Below are 17,296 nucleotides of genomic sequence, written 5' to 3' on the forward strand. Positions count from 1 at the left end.
AATCGCGCATTCTCTTTTTCCTCGACAAGCTCAGTCGCCATTTTCATTTCATTGGCATTGCTGGGCGGACACGTTTTCCATTCATCCTGATAGAATGACAAGTCAAATTTATTGATGCTTATTTCTTCAATTGGCATTGAATCATTCGGATTGAGACGATATGGAAAATAAGAAAAAACTCGCGTTGCTGGCTGGCGTGGTCCTGCTGCTGGCCGCTGGTTTCGGCGGCTGGAAGTACTGGAAGTCGCACCAGGCGGTGCAGATGGAACGGCTGGCGCTGGATGGCGAGCCCGGCAAGCAACTGGCCAGTGACATCATGGACAAGATGTACGGCAAGGACGCGTACGACGGCAAGGAGAAATGCTGGAACATCGACCACAAGATCGATGGGGATGCATTCACCTACTGCATGCGTCCGGTGACGCTGGACAGGGTGCAGGCAGATGGCGAGGAACGGCTCTATCTGTTTGCCGGGGGCAGCCATCCGGATGGCACGCATGCGGATACCGAAGGATTGGCCGGCGCCTTCATTACTCAGGCGAAAACCGGGCAACTGATTGCTGGAGACCGCGAATTGCCGTTTGTCAGCGGCTCGGGCTCGGCTCCCGATGCCGATGCGGTCAAACTTCTGGCGCTGTCCAAAACCGGTTATATGGCATGGATGGCCGAGGGATACGACGAACAGATGGGTGCCAGCTCCAGCTTCCCGCAGATGTTCGCGCCCAAGGGCAAGAAGATCGTCGATATCGCCGGCGATGTTTTTGGCAAGGAAGAAGGCATGGCGGAGCAGCTGAAATTCGAATACCTGTCGGACGCCGCCCAGGCTGACGCCAAGGTGTTTCCGCTGTTGCTGAAGGTCAGCGACGACAAGCACAAACAGGTGGCCAGCTTCAGGTTTCGCTTCGACAGCCAGAAATGGAAATACGTCTGCGCCGACGTGGCCTGCAGCAAGAAGGAGGGCATTCCCGAGGCCCAGCCCATGAGCCAGCAGGATGACGAGGGCGGCAGCACGGATCAGCCGCCGGCCAATGCCAACGCGGCTTTGTTCAGCGACGGCACCGAGCTGTCCGCCGCCGATCTGAAGGACGTCCTGGCCGCGGTTAATGCCGCTTTCGTGGTGAAGGACCAGCAAACTTGGGGCTTTGTGACGCCCGAATGCGCGAAGCCCTTCCCGCTGTCGGCCGAGGTGGTCAAGGGGTATGAGGACAATCGCAACATGTTATGGCTGCAAGGCGGAAACAGCTGCACCTCCGGCAATACCGAGCACAGCATCTGGCTGTTCATCCGCGGCGAGGACGGCCACCTTCGCGCCAATCTGGGCCTGCCGGCCAAACAAGCCACCGTCACCGACGACGCGACAGACGGCTACCACGACATCCGCCTGTCCGGAAACGGTTTCTGCGAGGCGGTGTGGCGCTGGAACGGCAGCCAGTACGCCCATCTGAAGAACATCGCCACCCAGCCGGGCGGCTGCGGCGGCGAATAAGACTGGGAGGCCGGCGGAGTTTGGTCCTCCGGCCTTTCTTGTCCGGGCTTCTTGCCTGGGCTACTCAAGGATATTCCGTGAAATTAAACAAGAAACACTGGATCGCGCTGGTGGCGGCGGCCATCGCGCTGCTGGGCCTGATCGGCGCGGCTTACTGGGTGATGACGCGAGGCGAGGGCCGCGTCGAGCGGCTGGATCTGGCCAAGGAGCAGAACAGCCAACTGGCGGATGCCTTGCTCGATAAGATGTACGGGCATGGCAGCTACGATCCCAAGCAGCGTTGCTGGAAGGTGACCAGCGATTACATGTATTTCTGCATGAAGCCGGTGAGCCTGGACCGGGTGGAAACCGTGGAAGGCAGCAAGCTGTATCTGCTGGCGGGCGGCGATGGCTCCAGCGAATCCGAGGACGGCGTCGCAGGCGGCGCGGACCCGCGGCTGGGAGCCTTCATTTTCGATGGCAAAACTCATGAGGCGCAGGCTTCCGGCCTGATCCTTCCCTTCCGCAACCATAACTTTCTCGCGCCGGCCGATTCTCGCCTGATCCGCCTGAATGCCAAGGGCGACATGGCTTGGCTGGTCGAGGGGAGTGACAAAGGGAAGGGATTTCCGCAGTTGCTCGCCGCTCATGGCAAGGATGTAGTCAGCATTGCTGGCCAAATATTCGGCGCGCTGCCCGACGACGGCGACGCGCGCTTCGATTACCGGGCAGATTCGCAGACCGATCCGCGTGGCTTCCACCCGCTGACGCTAAAGATCACTGGGGGTAAGAGAGCGGGCTCATTCCACTTCCGGTTTGACGAAAAGGAATGGTCGTATCAATGCGAGGGGCAGGCGTGTTCCGACCGCTACACCGAATGGTCGGAAGACAGCAGCGATGAGCCGGATGACGAAGGAGACGATCAGAGCGCCTCGTCCAGCCAGCCCCCCGCCGACGCCAACGCCGCCTTGTTCGACGACGGCAACGCTTTGTCCGACGCCGATCTGAAGGAAGTGCTGGCTGCCTTGGGCGTGAGCTATGTGATCAAGGACCAGGACACCTGGGGCTTCGTCACCGACAAGTGCCACACGCCGTTCCGCCTGAGCGGCTGGTATACCAAGAGCCACAAGGAAGACCATAACGAAATCTGGATACGGGGCGGGGACAGTTGCACCTCCGGCAGCGTAGGCCAGAGCATCTGGGCTTTCGACCGTGATGATGACGGGCACTTGCGCGCCAGCTTCGGCGTGCCGGCGACCAAGTTCGTCGTGGTGACTGATGGTCCGGACAGCGACTCGGACAATCCGTACCATGATATCCGCCTGTCCGGCAACGGCTTCTGCGAGTCGGTCTGGCGTTGGGACGGCAAGCAGTACCAGCGCTTGCGCAACGAGGCGATCCAGCCCGGCGGTTGCGATCATGAACCGGCGGCGCAGCAGTAAGCGCCTCTGGATGCGATAGGAAACGGCGGCTTAGGCCGCCGTTGTCTTTTACGGCTTTGCAGCGCGGGCCGAATCCGGCAACATCGGCCCCACCTTCCGTTTCTCGATGCGCAATGACCGAACCGCAACCCTCTTCCCGCCTGATCTGGCGCTTGCGCCTGGCCGACTCCGGCGCCCAGCTGCAGCCCTTGCTGCAAACCGCCGGCCCCGATGGCTGGAGCCGCGGCCGCGCCTGTTCGCTGTCCGGCCTGCTGCAAGACCAGGCTGAGGCGGTGCGGCCGCACGACCTGCCGCTGTTGCGCCAGCTGCTGGCCCTGCTGGAGAGGCACGACGGCGACGCCGGCCTGATCGACGCCGCGCCGTTGCTGCCGGCCTTGATCGATCATCCGCTGCTGTTCGACGCCGACGCGCCGGCGCGTCGCATCCGCGTCGAGGCCGGCCAAGCGGCGCTGCAGATGAAGCGGGTCGGCGCGGAGTTGCGGCTGAAGCTGCTGCCGGAAGGCCTGGCCGGTTGCGGCGGCGCTTTGTGGCAACGGCCGCAGCCGGAGCGGCTGCTGGTCTACCAGCTGACCGATGAGCTGAAGGCGCTGGCCGATCTGGTCGGCCACGGCCTGGCCGTGCCCTGGCAGGCGCGGCAGCGGGTGCTGGAGGCGATACGCGATGTCGCGCCCGGCCTGCCGCTGGTGGACGCTAGTCCGGCGTTCGATCCGGAACTGCCCAGCGAAGCGGCAGATCCGGCCTTGTACGCCCTGCTGACCCGCCAGCCGGAAGGCCTGCGGCTGCAGTTGAAGGTCAAGCCGCATCCGGCCGCCGCCTGGAGCGCGCCGGGCCGCGGCGCGGCCGGCCTGGTGCTGGATATCGACGGCGAGTACCGCCAATTCGTCCGCGACCTGGCCGATGAGGCTGCCCGCCTGCGCGCGCTGCGCGAGGCCTGCCCGGCGATAGGACGCGGCCAGCGCGACGGCGACGGCTGGCTGTTTTCCGATCAGCATTCGGCCTTGTCCTTGCTGGCGCAGTTGCAGGCGGCCGGCGAGGCGCGTGTCGCCTGCCTGTGGCCGCATGGCGACAAGATCCGCCTGGCCGCCGCCGACGGCATGCCGCAGCTCAAACTCAAGGTGAAGAAGCGCGGCGGCTGGCTGCAGGCCGACGGCGAGCTGGAGCTGGACGACGGCCGCATCCTGACCTTGCGCCATCTGCTGGCGGCGTTGGCCAGCCAGAAGGGCAAGTATCTGCAACTGTCCGACGGCGACTGGCTGATGCTGTCCGGCAGCCTGGGCGAGCGGCTGGGCGAACTGGCCCGCATGATCGACCATGCCGGCCCGGACGGGCTGGCGATCAGCCCGCTGGCCGGTCCGCGCCTGCAGGCGCTGGGCGAGGACGCCGGGCGGTTCGACGGCGACGACGGCTGGCAGCGGCAGGCGGCGCGCTGGCGCGAGGCGGCTGTTTTCGATCCCCAGGTCCCGGCGACGCTGAACGCCACGCTGCGGCCTTACCAGCTGCAAGGCTTTGCCTGGATGGCGCGGCTGGCGCACTGGGGCATGGGGGCGTGCCTCGCCGACGACATGGGCCTGGGCAAGACGGTGCAGACGCTGTCCTTGTTGCTGACCCGCGCCCACCTGGGGCCGCAGTTGGCGGTGGCGCCGACTTCGGTGGCGCTGAATTGGCTGGCCGAGGCCGCCCGCTTCGCGCCCAGCCTGCGCTTGCGCGCCTACCATCAGCAGCGCCGGCTGGACGATGTCGGCCCCGGCGATCTGGTGGTGGTCAGCTACGGCCTGCTGCAGCGCGAGGCCGAGGCGTTTTGCGACGTGCATTGGGCGTCGGTGGTGCTGGACGAGGCCCAGGCGATCAAGAACCCGCAGAGCCAGCGCGCCCAGGTGGCGCAAAGCCTGCGCGCCGATTTCCGCCTGGCGGCCAGCGGCACGCCGGTGGAAAACCATCTGGGCGAGCTGTGGAGCCTGTTCCGCTTCATCGCGCCTGGGCTGCTCGGCAATCTGGCGCAGTTCGAGCAGCGCTACGCCCAGCCGATCGCCGACGGTGACGAAACCGCGCGCGCGCAGCTGAAAGCGTTGATCCAGCCCTATCTGCTTCGTCGCACCAAGCGCGAGGTGCTGACCGAATTGCCGCCCAAGACCGAGACCACGCGCTTGATAGAATTGTCCGAGCAGGAGCGCCACGTTTACGAAGCGATGCGGCAGGAGGCCCTGGCCCGCGTGGCGGAGGCCGATCCCGCCGCCGGCGGCCAGAGCATGCAGGCGCTGGCCGAGCTGACCCGGTTGCGCCGCTTTTGCTGCCATCCCAAGCTCACGCAGCCCGACAGCGCGCTGCCGGCCAGCAAGCTGGCGGCTTTCGCCGAGATTTGCGAGGAGCTGCTGGACAACGGCCACAAGGCGCTGGTGTTCAGCCAGTTTGTCGACCACCTGGCGCTGGCGGCCGAGCACCTGAAGCAGCAAGGCGTCCGCTTCCATTATCTGGACGGCAGCACGCCGACCAAGCAGCGCAAGGCCAGCATGGACGCTTTCCAGGCCGGCGATGGCGACATGTTCCTGATCAGCCTGAAGGCTGGCGGCACCGGCCTCAACCTCACCGCCGCCGATTACGTGATCCATCTGGACCCGTGGTGGAACCCGGCGGTGGAGGACCAGGCGTCCGACCGCGCCTACCGCATGGGCCAGCAGCGGCCGGTGACGGTGTACCGGCTGGTGGCTGCCGGCACCATCGAAGAAAAGATTGTCGAGCTGCACCGCGACAAGCGCGCGCTGGCCGATAGCCTGCTGGCCGGCGGCGACGCCAGCGGCAGGCTGGACGGCGAGGCGTTGCTGGCCTTGCTGCGCGGCGATGTCCGGTAATGGGACAATTGCCTGTTTACAATTGAATTGGCATGATGGCAGCCATCTTCATGACACCAAGGTTGCATCATGTCGCGTTACTCCCTGTTGGCCGGCGCTGTGCTGCTGGCCGCTTCCTGGCCCGCGCTGGCGGATCCCTCCATCGGCAATAACGGCTCGCAAACCATAGGCATGGGGGCCTTGTCCATCCTGGCCGCGCCGGTGGTGAGCGTGGGCGGCGCGTCGCAGGGGCATGGCGAATCGGCATTGGGCCCGGTGCTGGCGGTGACCGGCAGCGCCTATGTGATCGCCGGCATCGTTCAGGGCGCAGGCGACGTGGCGGAACTGACGCTGGACTCGGTGCAGGGCGGCGCCAAGCTGCTGGTCAAGGCCTCCGGCTCCGCGGTGAAGGCGTCCGGCGCGGCGGTCGGCGCTGCGGTGCAGGTGACCGCCACCGCCAGCGGCACGCTGCTGGTGGCCTCGGGCAAGGTGCTGGCCTTCATCCCCAACAAGGTGGGCGAGGCGCTGCTGGAGCATTCGAGGATTCCGGGATGAAGCCGGCGCGCTTGCTTGCCGCGCTCGCGCTGACGCTGCCGGCATTGGCCGTCGCCGGCCAGAGCTGCGAGGAAAAGCCGCTGACGCCGGAGACTTTCCGCATGGCGATGCAGACCGCGCAGAAAGTGCAGCAGCGGCTGGACCAGCTGGGCAGCGACGTGGTGGTGCTGGGCCGGATGGGCCAGGACCTCAGCCAGTACAATCTGCGCTACACCCATGCCGGCATTGTCTACCGCACCGAGCCGGACCGCCGCTGGCGGGTGGCGCATCTGCTGAACGATTGCGGCACCGACCGCTCCGAGCTGTGGTACGAAGGCCTGGGCAATTTCTTCCTCGACGACATGTTCCGTTTCGACTCGGTGGCGCTGGTGCCGCCGCCCCAGGTGGCGTCGCGGCTGCTGGCGCGGCTGAACCAGCCGGCCAAGCTGCGCGAGCTGCACACCGCGAAGTACAACCTGCTGGCCTACCCGTTCTCCACCCGTTACGAGAATTCCAATGTCTGGGTGCTGGAGCAACTGGTGGCGGCGGAAAGCCACGAGACGGCGATACGCAGCCGCGAGCAGGCGCAGATGTGGCTGAAACTGAACGGTTACCAGCCCACCGAGCTGAAGCTGGGGCCGATGACCCGGCTGGGCGGCCGCATGTTCAAGGCCAACGTCGCCTTCGACGACCACCCCAACGAACTGCGTTTCGCCGATCGCATCCAGACGGTGTCGGTCGATTCCATCATCCAGTTCCTCGACGCGCGCGAGGAAGGCTGGAAGGTGGAAGAGATCGCCGGGGCGCAAGCGCGCCGCTACTGAGCTCTGCGATTTCGCCAAGCGGCCCTGAGGGGCCGCTTTCGCGTCCGGCGCGCCCGATTGCGCTGAGAGGGCCGGCTAGGCCTTGCACGCGGCGGCCGCTGAGACCGGCCGCCTCTCGTCGCGCCGTTCCCGCGCCGCCAGCCAGGCGCCCAGGCTGACGCTGACGAGGCCTGCCGCCAGGCTGGCGGTCAGCGGCTCGCCCAGCAGGGGCGCGGCCAGCAGGCCGGCCAGAATCGGAATCAGCGCGAACAGCACGCCCATCTTCACCGCGCCCAGCACGGCCGCCGCCCGCAGGTAGAACAGCATCGCCAGGATCGCCGCGCCCACGCCCTGGTACAGCGCCTGGAAGGCCAGCATGCCCCAGGAGGCTTCCGCCAGATGCTTGGGCAGCCACAGCAGATAGACGGGCAGATAGAGCAGCGCGGCCATGATGGTGATCGCGCGCGTCAGCGGCCAGGCCGCGAAGCCCCAGCGCCGGGCCAGCACGCCGAACACCGCCCAGCTGACCGAAGCGGCGAGCAACATCAGATCGCCTATCCAGGCCTGGCCGGCATCGTGTCCGCCCAACTGCGGCAGCGCGCTCAGCAGCAGGCCCAGCGCGATCAGCGCATAGCCGGGCAGCTTGTGTTTTTGCGGCGCCTCCCCCAGCAGCGGCCAGGCGGCCAGCGCCACCAGGAAGGGCTGCAGCCCCGGCAGAAGCAGGCCGCCGTGCGCCGCCGGCGCGAATTTGAACGCGCAATAGGCGAAGATGCTGACGCCGAGGCCGCCGAGCAAGGTCAGCAGCCACAGCCGGGCGTCGCGCAGCGCGCCGCGCGGCAGGCCGCCGCAGGCCAGCAGGATCAGCGCGGCGGTGCCGACGCGCAGCGCCAGAATGTCGGTGCCGGCCAGCGCGCTCTTGCCGGCCAGCCGCGACACGATGTTGAAGCCGGTCCAGATGGCGACGGCGCCGGCCGCCGCCAGATAGCCCTGCCTGATGCTTGGTGAGGTCATGGTGATTCTCCAGATGGGTTTCCCGCATCCTAGACCGCTTCATTATTCTTAAAAAATGAATTATTGTGATTGAAATAATCTCTGGAAAAGAATGATGGAACTGGACGAGCTGAGAATCTTCCAGGCGGTGCTGCAGGAGGACGGCATCACCCGCGCCGCGCAGCGGCTGCACCGGGTGCAGTCCAACGTCACCACCCGGCTGCGCCAACTGGAGGACAAGCTGGGCGTGGCGCTGTTTCTGCGCGAGGGCAAGCGGCTGGTGCCCACCGCCGCCGCCTGGCGGCTCAACGATTACGCCCAGCGGCTGCTGGACCTGGCCGAGGAGGCCAGGCTGGCGATGGCGGACGCCGCGCCCAGCGGACGGCTGCGGCTGGGCGCGATGGAGAGCACGGCAGCGGCCAGGCTGGCGCCGGTGCTGGCCGATTACCACGCGCGCTATCCGGCGGTGCATCTGGAGTTGCAGACCGGGGAGTCGCGGACCCTGACCATCGGGGTGCTGGACGGGCGGCTGGACGCGGCGCTGGTCAGCGGGCCGCTGGACGACGACAGGCTGGAGCAGATCGTGGTGGCGGTGGAGGATATCGTGCTGGTGGCCGCCGCCGCGCGGGGCGCGCCGTCGCTGGAAGAACTGGCCGACTCCACGCTGCTGACCTTCGGCAGCGGCTGCTCGTACCGCCAGCGGCTGGAGGCTTGGCTGCGGCGCCAGGGCGTGCAGCCGCGGCGCATCGTCGAGTTGGGCTCCTACCATGCGATGCTCAGCTGCGTGGCTTGCGGCATGGGCCTGGCCTTGCTGCCCCAGGCTTTGCTGGACAGCATGCCGCAGATGGCGGCCCAGGTGTCGACGCACGCGCTGCCGGACGACCTGTCCCGCGCGCCGACCCTGCTGATCCGCCGCCGGCAGGCGCGCCAGCCGGCCTTGCACGCGCTGGAAACGATGCTGCTGGAGTGCGCATGGAAAGGGGGAGGCAGCTTGGGAGCTTACGCAAATAATTGATTTAAAATATTTCACAAATGGAAAATAAATTGTAGAACTAGTTCGATGTGAAAATATTTATCCAATTTTCATATTTGTCCCGTATGATGCGCCGCGCTGGCATTTCGCCAGCCATCAAAACAAAAGCAATCATCCGGGAGAGAACATGAAGAAGGCACTCGCACTGCTGTTGTCCGCCGCTTTCGCCGCCAGCAGCGCCCAGGCGCTGGCCTGGGGCCAGGAAGGCCACCGCATCACCGGCTATATCGCCCAGCAACTGCTGAGCGCCAAGGCCAAGGCCGAAGTGGCCAAGCTGGTTCCCAACGCCGATTTCGCCCAGCTGGCGCTGTACATGGACCAGCACAAGCAGGATCTGAAGCAGACCCTGCCGGGCTCCGACCAGTGGCATTACAACGACGAGCCGGTGTGCAGCGGCGTGACCGAGGACGAGTGCCCGGACGGCAACTGCGCGTCCAACCAGATCGACCATTACCGCAAGGTGCTGGCCGACCGCGCCGCCAGCAAGGCCGACCGCGCGCAGGCGCTGACCTTCCTGATCCACATGGTGGGCGACATCCACCAGCCGCTGCACGCGGCCGACAACCTGGACCGCGGCGGCAACGACTTCAAGGTGCAGCTGCCGGGCAGCAAGAAGGTCAGCAATCTGCACTCGGTGTGGGACACCGCGCTGGTGCAGCAGGAACTGAACGGCGCCAACGAGAAGGCCTGGGCCGCCAGCGATCTGCAGCGGTACCAGCGCAACGTCGCCGGCTGGCAGGGCGGCGGCGTGATGGACTGGGTGCATGAGTCCAACCAGTACGCGCGCGCCGACGTCTACGGCCCGCTGGCCGGCTTCAGCTGCGGCGCGTCGCCGTCCACGCCGGTCTATCTGGACAACACCTATCTGCGCGCCGGCGGCTTGCTGGTGGACCAACAGCTGGCCAAGGCCGGCGCCCGCATCGCGGCGGTGATCAACCAGGCGCTGAACTGAGCGCCGGGGCTCCCCGCCCGTGAGGGCGGGGATTGATCGCGCGCATTTCCGGCGCGGCCGCGTTCGACTAAGATGGACGGCCAAGGAGGAAACATGTCGCTGAACCTTGCCGATATCCGTCTGGAATACTCGAAGAAAGAATTGTCGCCGGAAGACTGCCTGCCCGACGCGGCGGCGCAGTTCGAAGTCTGGCTGAATGAGGCGATCGCCGCGCAGGTGCCGGAGCCGACGGCGATGAACCTCGCCGCGGTCGGCGCCGATGGCCGGCCGTCGTCCCGCATCGTCTTGCTGAAGGGCGTGGAGGATGGCCGGCTGCTGTTCTACACCAACTACCACAGCCGCAAGGGGCTGGCGCTGGATGCCAATCCCTACGTCGCCTTGAATTTCTTCTGGCCGGAGCTGGAGCGCCAGGTGAGGGTGGAGGGCAAGGCCGCGCGCGTGGCGCCGGAGGTGTCCGACGCCTACTTTGCCAGCCGGCCGTATACCAGCCGCCTGGGGGCATGGGCCAGCGAGCAGAGCAGCGAGATCGCGTCCAAGGCCGTGTTGGTGACGCGCGCCGCGATGTTCGGCGCCCGGCACCCGATCAATGTGCCGCGCCCGCCGCATTGGGGCGGCTACGCGGTGGCGCCGGAGCGGGTCGAGTTCTGGCAGGGCCGCCCCAGCCGCCTGCACGACCGGGTGCTGTACACATTGCAGCCTGACGGCATCTGGCGCCGCTCCCGCCTCGCGCCCTGACTTCCGGACCGTGTTCGCGATCCGCTTCTCTCCCCTGCCATTGAAAAGGCCCGGTCAACCGGGCCTTTGCCATTTCTCGGCCTCGCCGGCTCTCGCCATCGCGTGGTGCATGGCTTTTCTGCAAGTGTCATATTTCTGCAAATAGGACCGGTACAGAAAAACCAATGTGTAAATATTTGTTGTTTTTCAGTTTGAATCAGAACTCCAAGATCATCACGTAATGCATTGATTGGCAATTGATTCAGCGCAGCCTTTTTTTGCAAGGATCGCGACAACTGCTCAAAAGTACAGATGAATCTCAGCAAGAAAAATCCAATACATAATTTATGCATTTGGGATTTAACGGGCCGGGATAATCCGGGTTAAGTCCGGAGGCGTGGCAGACGCTTCCAGCTCGTCCCAAGGCTAGTCGCAGGCCTGTCCGGCAGCAGTACCGGGCGGCGGCCGGCGGCGGCAGACGATGCGCACGGCCCGCACAGAATGGCGCCGGCGGCCACCATCGTCCGTCGCGGCCATCCGCCTTCTCCGACGGCGTTTCCGCCGCGGAGCGACCCACCCGACCCGGCCAGATCGCGGCTCCCGGTACCGCCGGCCATGAGCTGGCGGTGTTGCGCGGGACGCATCCCGTCCCGCTCCGTCTACATTTGGAGTTCCGTGATGAGAAAACAGCAACTGATGCTGCGTGGTTTGGTCCTGTCCGCTTTGGCTGTCTTCAGCGCCTCGGCGATAGCTGCCGAGCGTATCGACCTGGAAAAGCTGGGCAAGGCCCAGGCCAGCAGCGCTACGGCGTTCGCCGGCGTCAACCAGTCGGATCTGAAGCCGCTGCGCAGCACCCAATTCGCCTCCGGCAAGGTGGTGACCCGCTACCAGCAGTACTACCAGGGCGTCCCGGTCTGGGGCGAAGCCGTGGTGGAAGAGAAGCCGGCCGCCGCGCTGAAGGCGGTGCAAGGCAAGCTGTCCGGCAGCTACATCGCCGGCATCCAGTCGGATCTGGCTTCGGCCAAGCCGACGCTGAGCGGCGCGCAGGTGCTGAGCCAGGCCAAGTCGCTGAAGGCCAACGGCAACCCCACCTACAACGACAAGGCCGAGCTGGTGGTGCGCCTGAACGAGCGCAACGTCGCCCAGCTGGTTTACCTGGTGTCCTTCGTGGTCGACGGCAAGGAGCCTAGCCGCCCGCATCTGATCATCGACGCCAACAATGGCCAGGTGCTCAAGCAATGGGAAGGTCTGAACCATGCCGAGGCGAATGGCCCCGGCGGCAACGCCAAGACCGGCAAATACCTGTATGGCACCGACTACGGTCCGCTGGTGGTCACCAGCGACTGCAAGATGGACAGCGGCAACGTCGCCACCGTCAACCTCAACGGCGGCACCAGCGGCACCACCCCGTACAAGTTCGCTTGCCCGACCAATACCTACAAGGCCATCAACGGCGCCTACTCGCCGCTGAACGACGCGCACTATTTCGGCAACGTGGTGTTCAACCTGTACAAGGACTGGTTCAACCTGAAGCCGATCACCCAGAAGCTGCTGATGAAGGTGCACTACAGCCGCAACTACGAGAACGCGTTCTGGGACGGCACCGCGATGACCTTCGGCGATGGCGCCAGCACCTTCTATCCGCTGGTGTCGCTGGACGTGTCCGCGCATGAGGTCAGCCACGGCTTCACCGAGCAGAACTCGGGCCTGGTCTATAGCGGCCAGTCCGGCGGCATCAACGAGGCGTTCTCCGACATGGCCGGTGAAGCCGCCGAGTATTACATGAAGGGCAAGAACGACTTCCTGGTCGGCGCGGAAATCTTCAAGAAAACCGGCGCGCTGCGCTACTTCGCCGATCCGACCAAGGACGGCCAGTCGATCGGCAACGCCAAGGACTACTACAACGGTCTGGACGTGCACTACTCCAGCGGCGTGTACAACAAGGCGTTCTACCTGATCGCCACCAGCCCGAACTGGAACACCCGCAAGGCTTTTGAAGTGTTCGTCGACGCCAACCGCCTGTACTGGACCGCCAACGCCACCTACAACAGCGCCGCTTGCGGCGTGGTCAAGGCGGCCGATGCCCGCGGCTACAACAGCGCCGACGTCACCAAGGCCTTCACCGCAGTCGGCGTGACTTGCCAATAAACCATCGTCGCCAACGCGGCCCCGTCCGGGGCCGCATCTGACTGCCCGGCCGGCGCCGTGAGGCGCCGGCCTTCGCTCGGGAGTCCCTCATATGTTGAAACTGCGTCAAAGCGCCTTGCTGGTCCTGTTGGGCCTGGCCGGCGCCGCCCAGGCCCAGCCGGTCTGGATTTCGGTAGGCGATCAGGGCTACCAGTTGCTGCGCAAGCTGGATGCCGGCGCCAAGAGCCGGGAAAGCCGCCAGCTGGCGGCGGATGGCCGTCTCGCCAAGGGCGCCGCCGCCGGCGAAACCGTGCATCTGGTTCAGGTGGACGAGGCCTTGCTGCCCAAACTGTCCGACTCCATCCATGAAAACCTGCGCCATTGCGGCGGCTTCATCGTCCATCGCGACCTGCAGGAAGCCCAGGCCGCGCTGAAAGGCTCGACCGCGCCGCTTGCCGGCCTGGTCGCGCCCAGCTACGCGATAGACAACCAGGCCGCCGTCAACCAGCTGCTGCCGCAGCTGCAGGACAGCAACATCCTCGGCACCATCCAGTCGCTGTCCAGCTACCAGAACCGTTTCTACACCACTAGCCACGGCGTCAACGCGTCCAACTGGATCGCCGCCCAGTGGAAGCAGCTGGCCGGCAGCCGCGGCGATGTCATCGTCGAGCAGTTCGCCCACGCCAGCTGGCCGCAGAAATCGGTGATCCTGACCATCAAGGGCACCGACAACTCGGCCGAGACCATCGTGCTGGGCGGCCATCTGGACTCCACCGTCGGCAGCGGCACCGGCGAGAGCAGCCGCGCGCCGGGCGCCGACGACGACGCTTCCGGCGTGGCCAGCCTGACCGAGGTGATCCGCGTGCTGCTGGCCGGCAACTACCAGCCGCGCCGCACCATCAAGTTCATGGCGTACGCGGCGGAAGAAGTGGGCCTGCGCGGCTCGGCCGACATCGCCAAGCGCTTCAAGCAGCAGCAGGCCAAGGTGGTCGGCGCGCTGCAGCTGGACATGACCAACTACCAGGGCGACGCGCAGGACATCTTCCTGTTCACCGACTACACCAACGCCGCGCAGAACACTTTCCTGGCCAATCTGGCCAAGACGTATCTGCCCAGCCTGAAGGTTGGCTACAGCCAGTGCGGCTACGCTTGCTCCGACCACGCTTCGTGGAACGCGCAGGGCTATGCGGCGTCGTTCCCGTTCGAGTCCAGCTTCAACAACTCCAATCCCTACATCCATAGCCGCAACGACACGCTGGCGAGTTCCGGCAACCAGGCCAAGCATGCGTTGAAATTCTCGCAGCTGGCGCTGGCCTACGCGGTTGAGCTGGGCAGCGACAGCCCGGCGGCCAAGCTGCGCTGAGTCTGTTTTCGCCGCGGCGGCGCTCCTGCCGCGGCGGTTGCCGCGACGCGGAGCCGGCTTTGCCGGCCCCGCGTTCTTTTTGTCGGCAACCACCCGCCGGTTAGAGGCGGGCCTCCAGACGAATAGCAAGGAAACTCGATACCGTGCCCGGCGGGCGCTCAGCCGGTGTTGCGCAGGCCGGCCGAGGTGCCGTTGATGGTCAGGTGGATCGCGTACAGCGTCTCCTCGTCCTCCGGCTCGGCGCGCAGCCTGGCCAGCAAGTCGGCCTGCAGCAGGCCCAGCGCGTCGAGGAAGGGCAACCGCGTTTCCAGGCTGCGGCGCAGCGTCGGGTTGCTTTCCAGCAGCTCGGCCTGTCCGGTGATGGCGAAGAAGGCGTCGTGGGTCTTGCGCCATTCGGCCTCGATCGCGCCGAACAGCCGCGCCGCCAGCTCGCGGTCGTCCACCAGCTCGGAGAAGCGGCGGGCGATGCCCAGGTCGGCCTTGGCCAGCACCTGCTCCATATTGGACAGCACCACCTGGAAGAACGGCGAGTGGCGGTACAGATGCTGCAGCTTGGCCAGGCCGGCGTCGCCGTGCATCTGCACGTAGGCGGCCACCGCCGAGCCGACGCCGAACCAGCCCGGCAGCATCAGCCGCGACTGCGACCACGAGAACACCCACGGTATCGCCCGCAGGTCGCCGATGGACGACAGGCTCTTGCGCGAGGCCGGCCGGCTGCCGATGTTGAGCCGGGCGATCGCGGTCACCGGCGTCGCCTCCAGGAAGTACTGCATGAAGCCCGGCGTTTCCACCAGCGCGCGGTAGGCGGAGAAGGCGCTGGCCGACAGCTCGTCGAACAGCGCGGTGTCCACCTCGCCGCCCGGGATGTTGCCCAGGCTGGCCTCCAGCGTCGCCGCCACCAGCGCTTCCAGATTGCGGCCGGCGATGGCCGGATCGGAATACTTGGCGGTGATCACCTCGCCCTGCTCGGTGATGCGGATGCGGCCGGCGACGCTGCCTGCCGGCTGGGCGACGATGGCCTCGTACGACGGGCCGCCGCCGCGGCCGACTGAGCCGCCGCGGCCGTGGAACAGCTGCAGCCGCGCTCCGGCGTCGGCGAACACCCGCACCAGCCGCGTCTCCGCCTGCCATAGCTGCCATTGGCTGGTCAGGTAGCCGCCGTCCTTGTTGCTGTCGGAATAGCCGAGCATCACTTCCTGCACCCGCTCGCGGCTGTCCAAGAGCTGCTTGTACCACGGCAGCGCGAACAGCGCGCGCATCACCGTTTCGCTGTTTTCCAGGTCGGCGATGGTTTCGAACAGCGGCACCAGGTTGACGCTGGCGCGCGGCTGGCCGTCCTCCAGCCGGATCAGGCCGGCTTCCTTGCACAGCAGGGCCAGCGCCAGGATGTCGCTGACGCTGGCGCAGTTGGAGATGATGCACTGGCCGATGGCCTCGACGCCGAACTCGCGCTGGATCGCCGCCGCCTCGCGGAAGATGGCCAGCTCTTTTTCCGCCTGCTCGCCGTAGCGCAGGTAGGGCGAGAACAGCAGCCGCGGCGTCGCCAGCTCGCGGGTCAGCACCCGCACCCGCGCCGCCTCGTCCAGCGCGCGGTATTCCTCCAGGCCGGCGGCGCTGAACAGCTCGGCCACCACGCCTTCGTGCACCGCCGCGTGCTGGCGCAGGTCCAGCGGCATCAGGAAGAAGCCGAACACGTCGACGCTGCGGATCAGCCGCGACAGCCGGCCGTCGGCCAGCAGCGCGCTGCCGTGCGCGCGCAGCGAGGCGGACAGGCTGGCCAAGTCCTGGATCAGCTCGCGGTGGTCGCGGTAGGGCGCGCGCTCGTCCCAGCGGCAGGCCAGCTCGACGCCGCGCAGCCGGGCCGTGGCGCGCAGCTTGCCCTGCATCGTCGCCAGCGCGCGGCGGTACGGCTCCTCGCCGCGGCTGACCGCCTGGTCCGGCGACTGCTCGGCCAGCGCCAGCACCTCGGCGCCGGCTTCCACCAGCCGCGACGACAGCGACAGCTCGCGGTACAGGCTCTTCAGCTCCTGCAGGTAATGTTCGAACGCCTGCTGCGCCTGGCGCGTCACCGCGTGGCGCAGCAGGCCGGCGTCGACATTGGGGTTGCCGTCGCGGTCGCCGCCTATCCAGCTGCCGACGCGGATGAAGGACGGCAGCCGCGCCTCCTCGCCCCACAGCTGGCCGATTTCGCGCTCCAGCCGGCGGTACAGCGCCGGCAGCGCCTCGAAGAAGGCCAGCGGGTGGTAGGCGACGCCGTTGGTGATCTCGTCGCGCACCGTCATCTTGAAGTGGCGGATCTCGGAGGTCTGCCACAGGGCCAGGATGGCCCGCTTCAGCTTGGCCTCCAGCTCCTCGCGCTCTTCCGGCGTCAGGTCCGGCGCGTTCAGCTGCGATAGGAAGCGGCGCACCGCGCGGTGGCCGTCCAGCACGCTCTGGCGCTGCACCTCGGTCGGGTGGGCGGTGAGAATGGCGCCCACTCTGGCATGGCTGAGCAACTGGTGCAGCGCGTGGAAGCTGACGCCGTCCTGGCGCAGCCGCTGCAGCGCGCGCGGCAGGCTGCCCTGCTGCGGCGCGGAGCCGGCCAACTGGTGGGCGCGGCGGCGGCGGTTGTGGTGCAGGTCTTCGGCGATGTTGAACAGCTGCGCGTACAGGCCGCAGGCGCGCAGCAGCGAGGCGGCCGCCTCCGGCGCCAATTGCGGCAGCGGATGGCTGCGCTCGTCGCCGCGCCGCAGCGCGATCGCCTGCACCGCGCCGGACACCACCGCGCCCTCCTGTTCGCCCACCACTTCCGACAGCAGCCGGTCCAGACAGGCCAGGTCGGCCCGCAGAGGCAGGTCCTTGTCGTGATCGCTCATATTCTTGTTCCCGTGTTCGACTCGTCAGGCATGGCCACGGCCTCCATGGCCATGCCTCACCAGCCGCGGGCAAACATTCATCATAAGCAGCTTCCGCGCCGTAGTGGACACGCTACGGCATTTTTCCGCGTCTTGCCTTGATCTTGCTGCGTCGCAGCAACAACCGGGCCAAGCCCATGACGGCAGCGTGGTA

At 66.5% G+C, this 17,296-nt stretch carries 12 protein-coding genes; 10 read left to right on the forward strand and 2 right to left on the reverse strand.

Annotated features, from left to right (window positions below):
- Positions 1-160 precede the first annotated feature (160 nt).
- The 5 genes from BKX93_RS15105 to BKX93_RS15125 all read left to right on the forward strand — a co-directional run bounded on the left by BKX93_RS15105 (position 161) and on the right by BKX93_RS15125 (position 7,090).
- Positions 161-1,486: a hypothetical protein gene (locus tag BKX93_RS15105; protein ID WP_070980444.1), complete on the forward strand. Its 1,326-nt coding sequence runs from the start codon at positions 161-163 to the stop codon at positions 1,484-1,486.
- 77 nt (positions 1,487-1,563) lie between these two features.
- The gene (locus BKX93_RS15110) at positions 1,564-2,907 is read left to right on the forward strand and encodes a hypothetical protein (RefSeq protein WP_070980445.1); all 1,344 of its coding nucleotides are present in this window, start codon (positions 1,564-1,566) and stop codon (positions 2,905-2,907) included.
- Positions 2,908-3,020: 113 nt separating this feature from the next.
- Positions 3,021-5,753, forward strand: coding sequence for a DEAD/DEAH box helicase (locus tag BKX93_RS15115; protein WP_070980447.1), 2,733 nt, complete (start codon positions 3,021-3,023; stop codon positions 5,751-5,753).
- A 69-nt stretch (positions 5,754-5,822) separates the two neighbouring features.
- Positions 5,823-6,287, forward strand: a complete 465-nt coding sequence (locus BKX93_RS15120; RefSeq protein ID WP_046155264.1) for a hypothetical protein — start codon at positions 5,823-5,825, stop codon at positions 6,285-6,287.
- Positions 6,284-7,090 carry a DUF2145 domain-containing protein gene (locus BKX93_RS15125; RefSeq protein WP_070980449.1) on the forward strand — a complete coding sequence of 269 codons (807 nt, stop codon included), beginning with the start codon at positions 6,284-6,286 and terminating at the stop codon, positions 7,088-7,090. The genes BKX93_RS15120 and BKX93_RS15125 overlap by 4 nt, the downstream gene beginning before the upstream one ends.
- Positions 7,091-7,165: 75 nt before the next feature.
- Here BKX93_RS15125 and BKX93_RS15130 read toward each other — a convergent pair whose 3' ends face one another.
- A complete protein-coding gene (locus tag BKX93_RS15130; protein ID WP_070980451.1) occupies positions 7,166-8,080 on the reverse strand; it encodes a DMT family transporter in 915 nt (304 codons plus the stop codon).
- A 91-nt stretch (positions 8,081-8,171) separates the two neighbouring features.
- Between BKX93_RS15130 and BKX93_RS15135 the strand changes: the two genes are divergently transcribed.
- From BKX93_RS15135 to BKX93_RS15155, 5 genes are all read left to right on the forward strand, one after another.
- Positions 8,172-9,074 (forward strand): LysR family transcriptional regulator, encoded by a 903-nt coding sequence (locus BKX93_RS15135; RefSeq protein ID WP_244887185.1) that lies wholly within the window; start codon positions 8,172-8,174, stop codon positions 9,072-9,074.
- Between the two features lie 145 nt (positions 9,075-9,219).
- On the forward strand, positions 9,220-10,044 hold the full coding sequence (locus BKX93_RS15140; protein ID WP_052717488.1) for a S1/P1 nuclease: 825 nt from the start codon (positions 9,220-9,222) through the stop codon (positions 10,042-10,044).
- A gap of 93 nt (positions 10,045-10,137) precedes the next feature.
- Positions 10,138-10,779 carry a pyridoxamine 5'-phosphate oxidase gene (gene pdxH, locus BKX93_RS15145; RefSeq protein ID WP_070980454.1) on the forward strand — a complete coding sequence of 214 codons (642 nt, stop codon included), beginning with the start codon at positions 10,138-10,140 and terminating at the stop codon, positions 10,777-10,779.
- 657 nt (positions 10,780-11,436) lie between these two features.
- Positions 11,437-12,906: a M4 family metallopeptidase gene (locus BKX93_RS15150; protein ID WP_070980456.1), complete on the forward strand. Its 1,470-nt coding sequence runs from the start codon at positions 11,437-11,439 to the stop codon at positions 12,904-12,906.
- Positions 12,907-12,997: 91 nt separating this feature from the next.
- Entirely contained in the window at positions 12,998-14,248 is a 1,251-nt protein-coding gene (locus tag BKX93_RS15155; RefSeq protein ID WP_070980457.1) for a M28 family metallopeptidase, read from the forward strand.
- Positions 14,249-14,406: 158 nt separating this feature from the next.
- On the opposite strand, the gene ppc is transcribed toward BKX93_RS15155, so the two are convergent.
- On the reverse strand, positions 14,407-17,103 hold the full coding sequence (ppc, locus tag BKX93_RS15160; RefSeq protein ID WP_070980459.1) for a phosphoenolpyruvate carboxylase: 2,697 nt from the start codon (positions 17,101-17,103) through the stop codon (positions 14,407-14,409).
- Positions 17,104-17,296: the final 193 nt, after the last annotated feature.

Source organism: Chromobacterium vaccinii, assembly GCF_001855275.1.
GTDB classification, from domain to species: domain Bacteria; phylum Pseudomonadota; class Gammaproteobacteria; order Burkholderiales; family Chromobacteriaceae; genus Chromobacterium; species Chromobacterium vaccinii.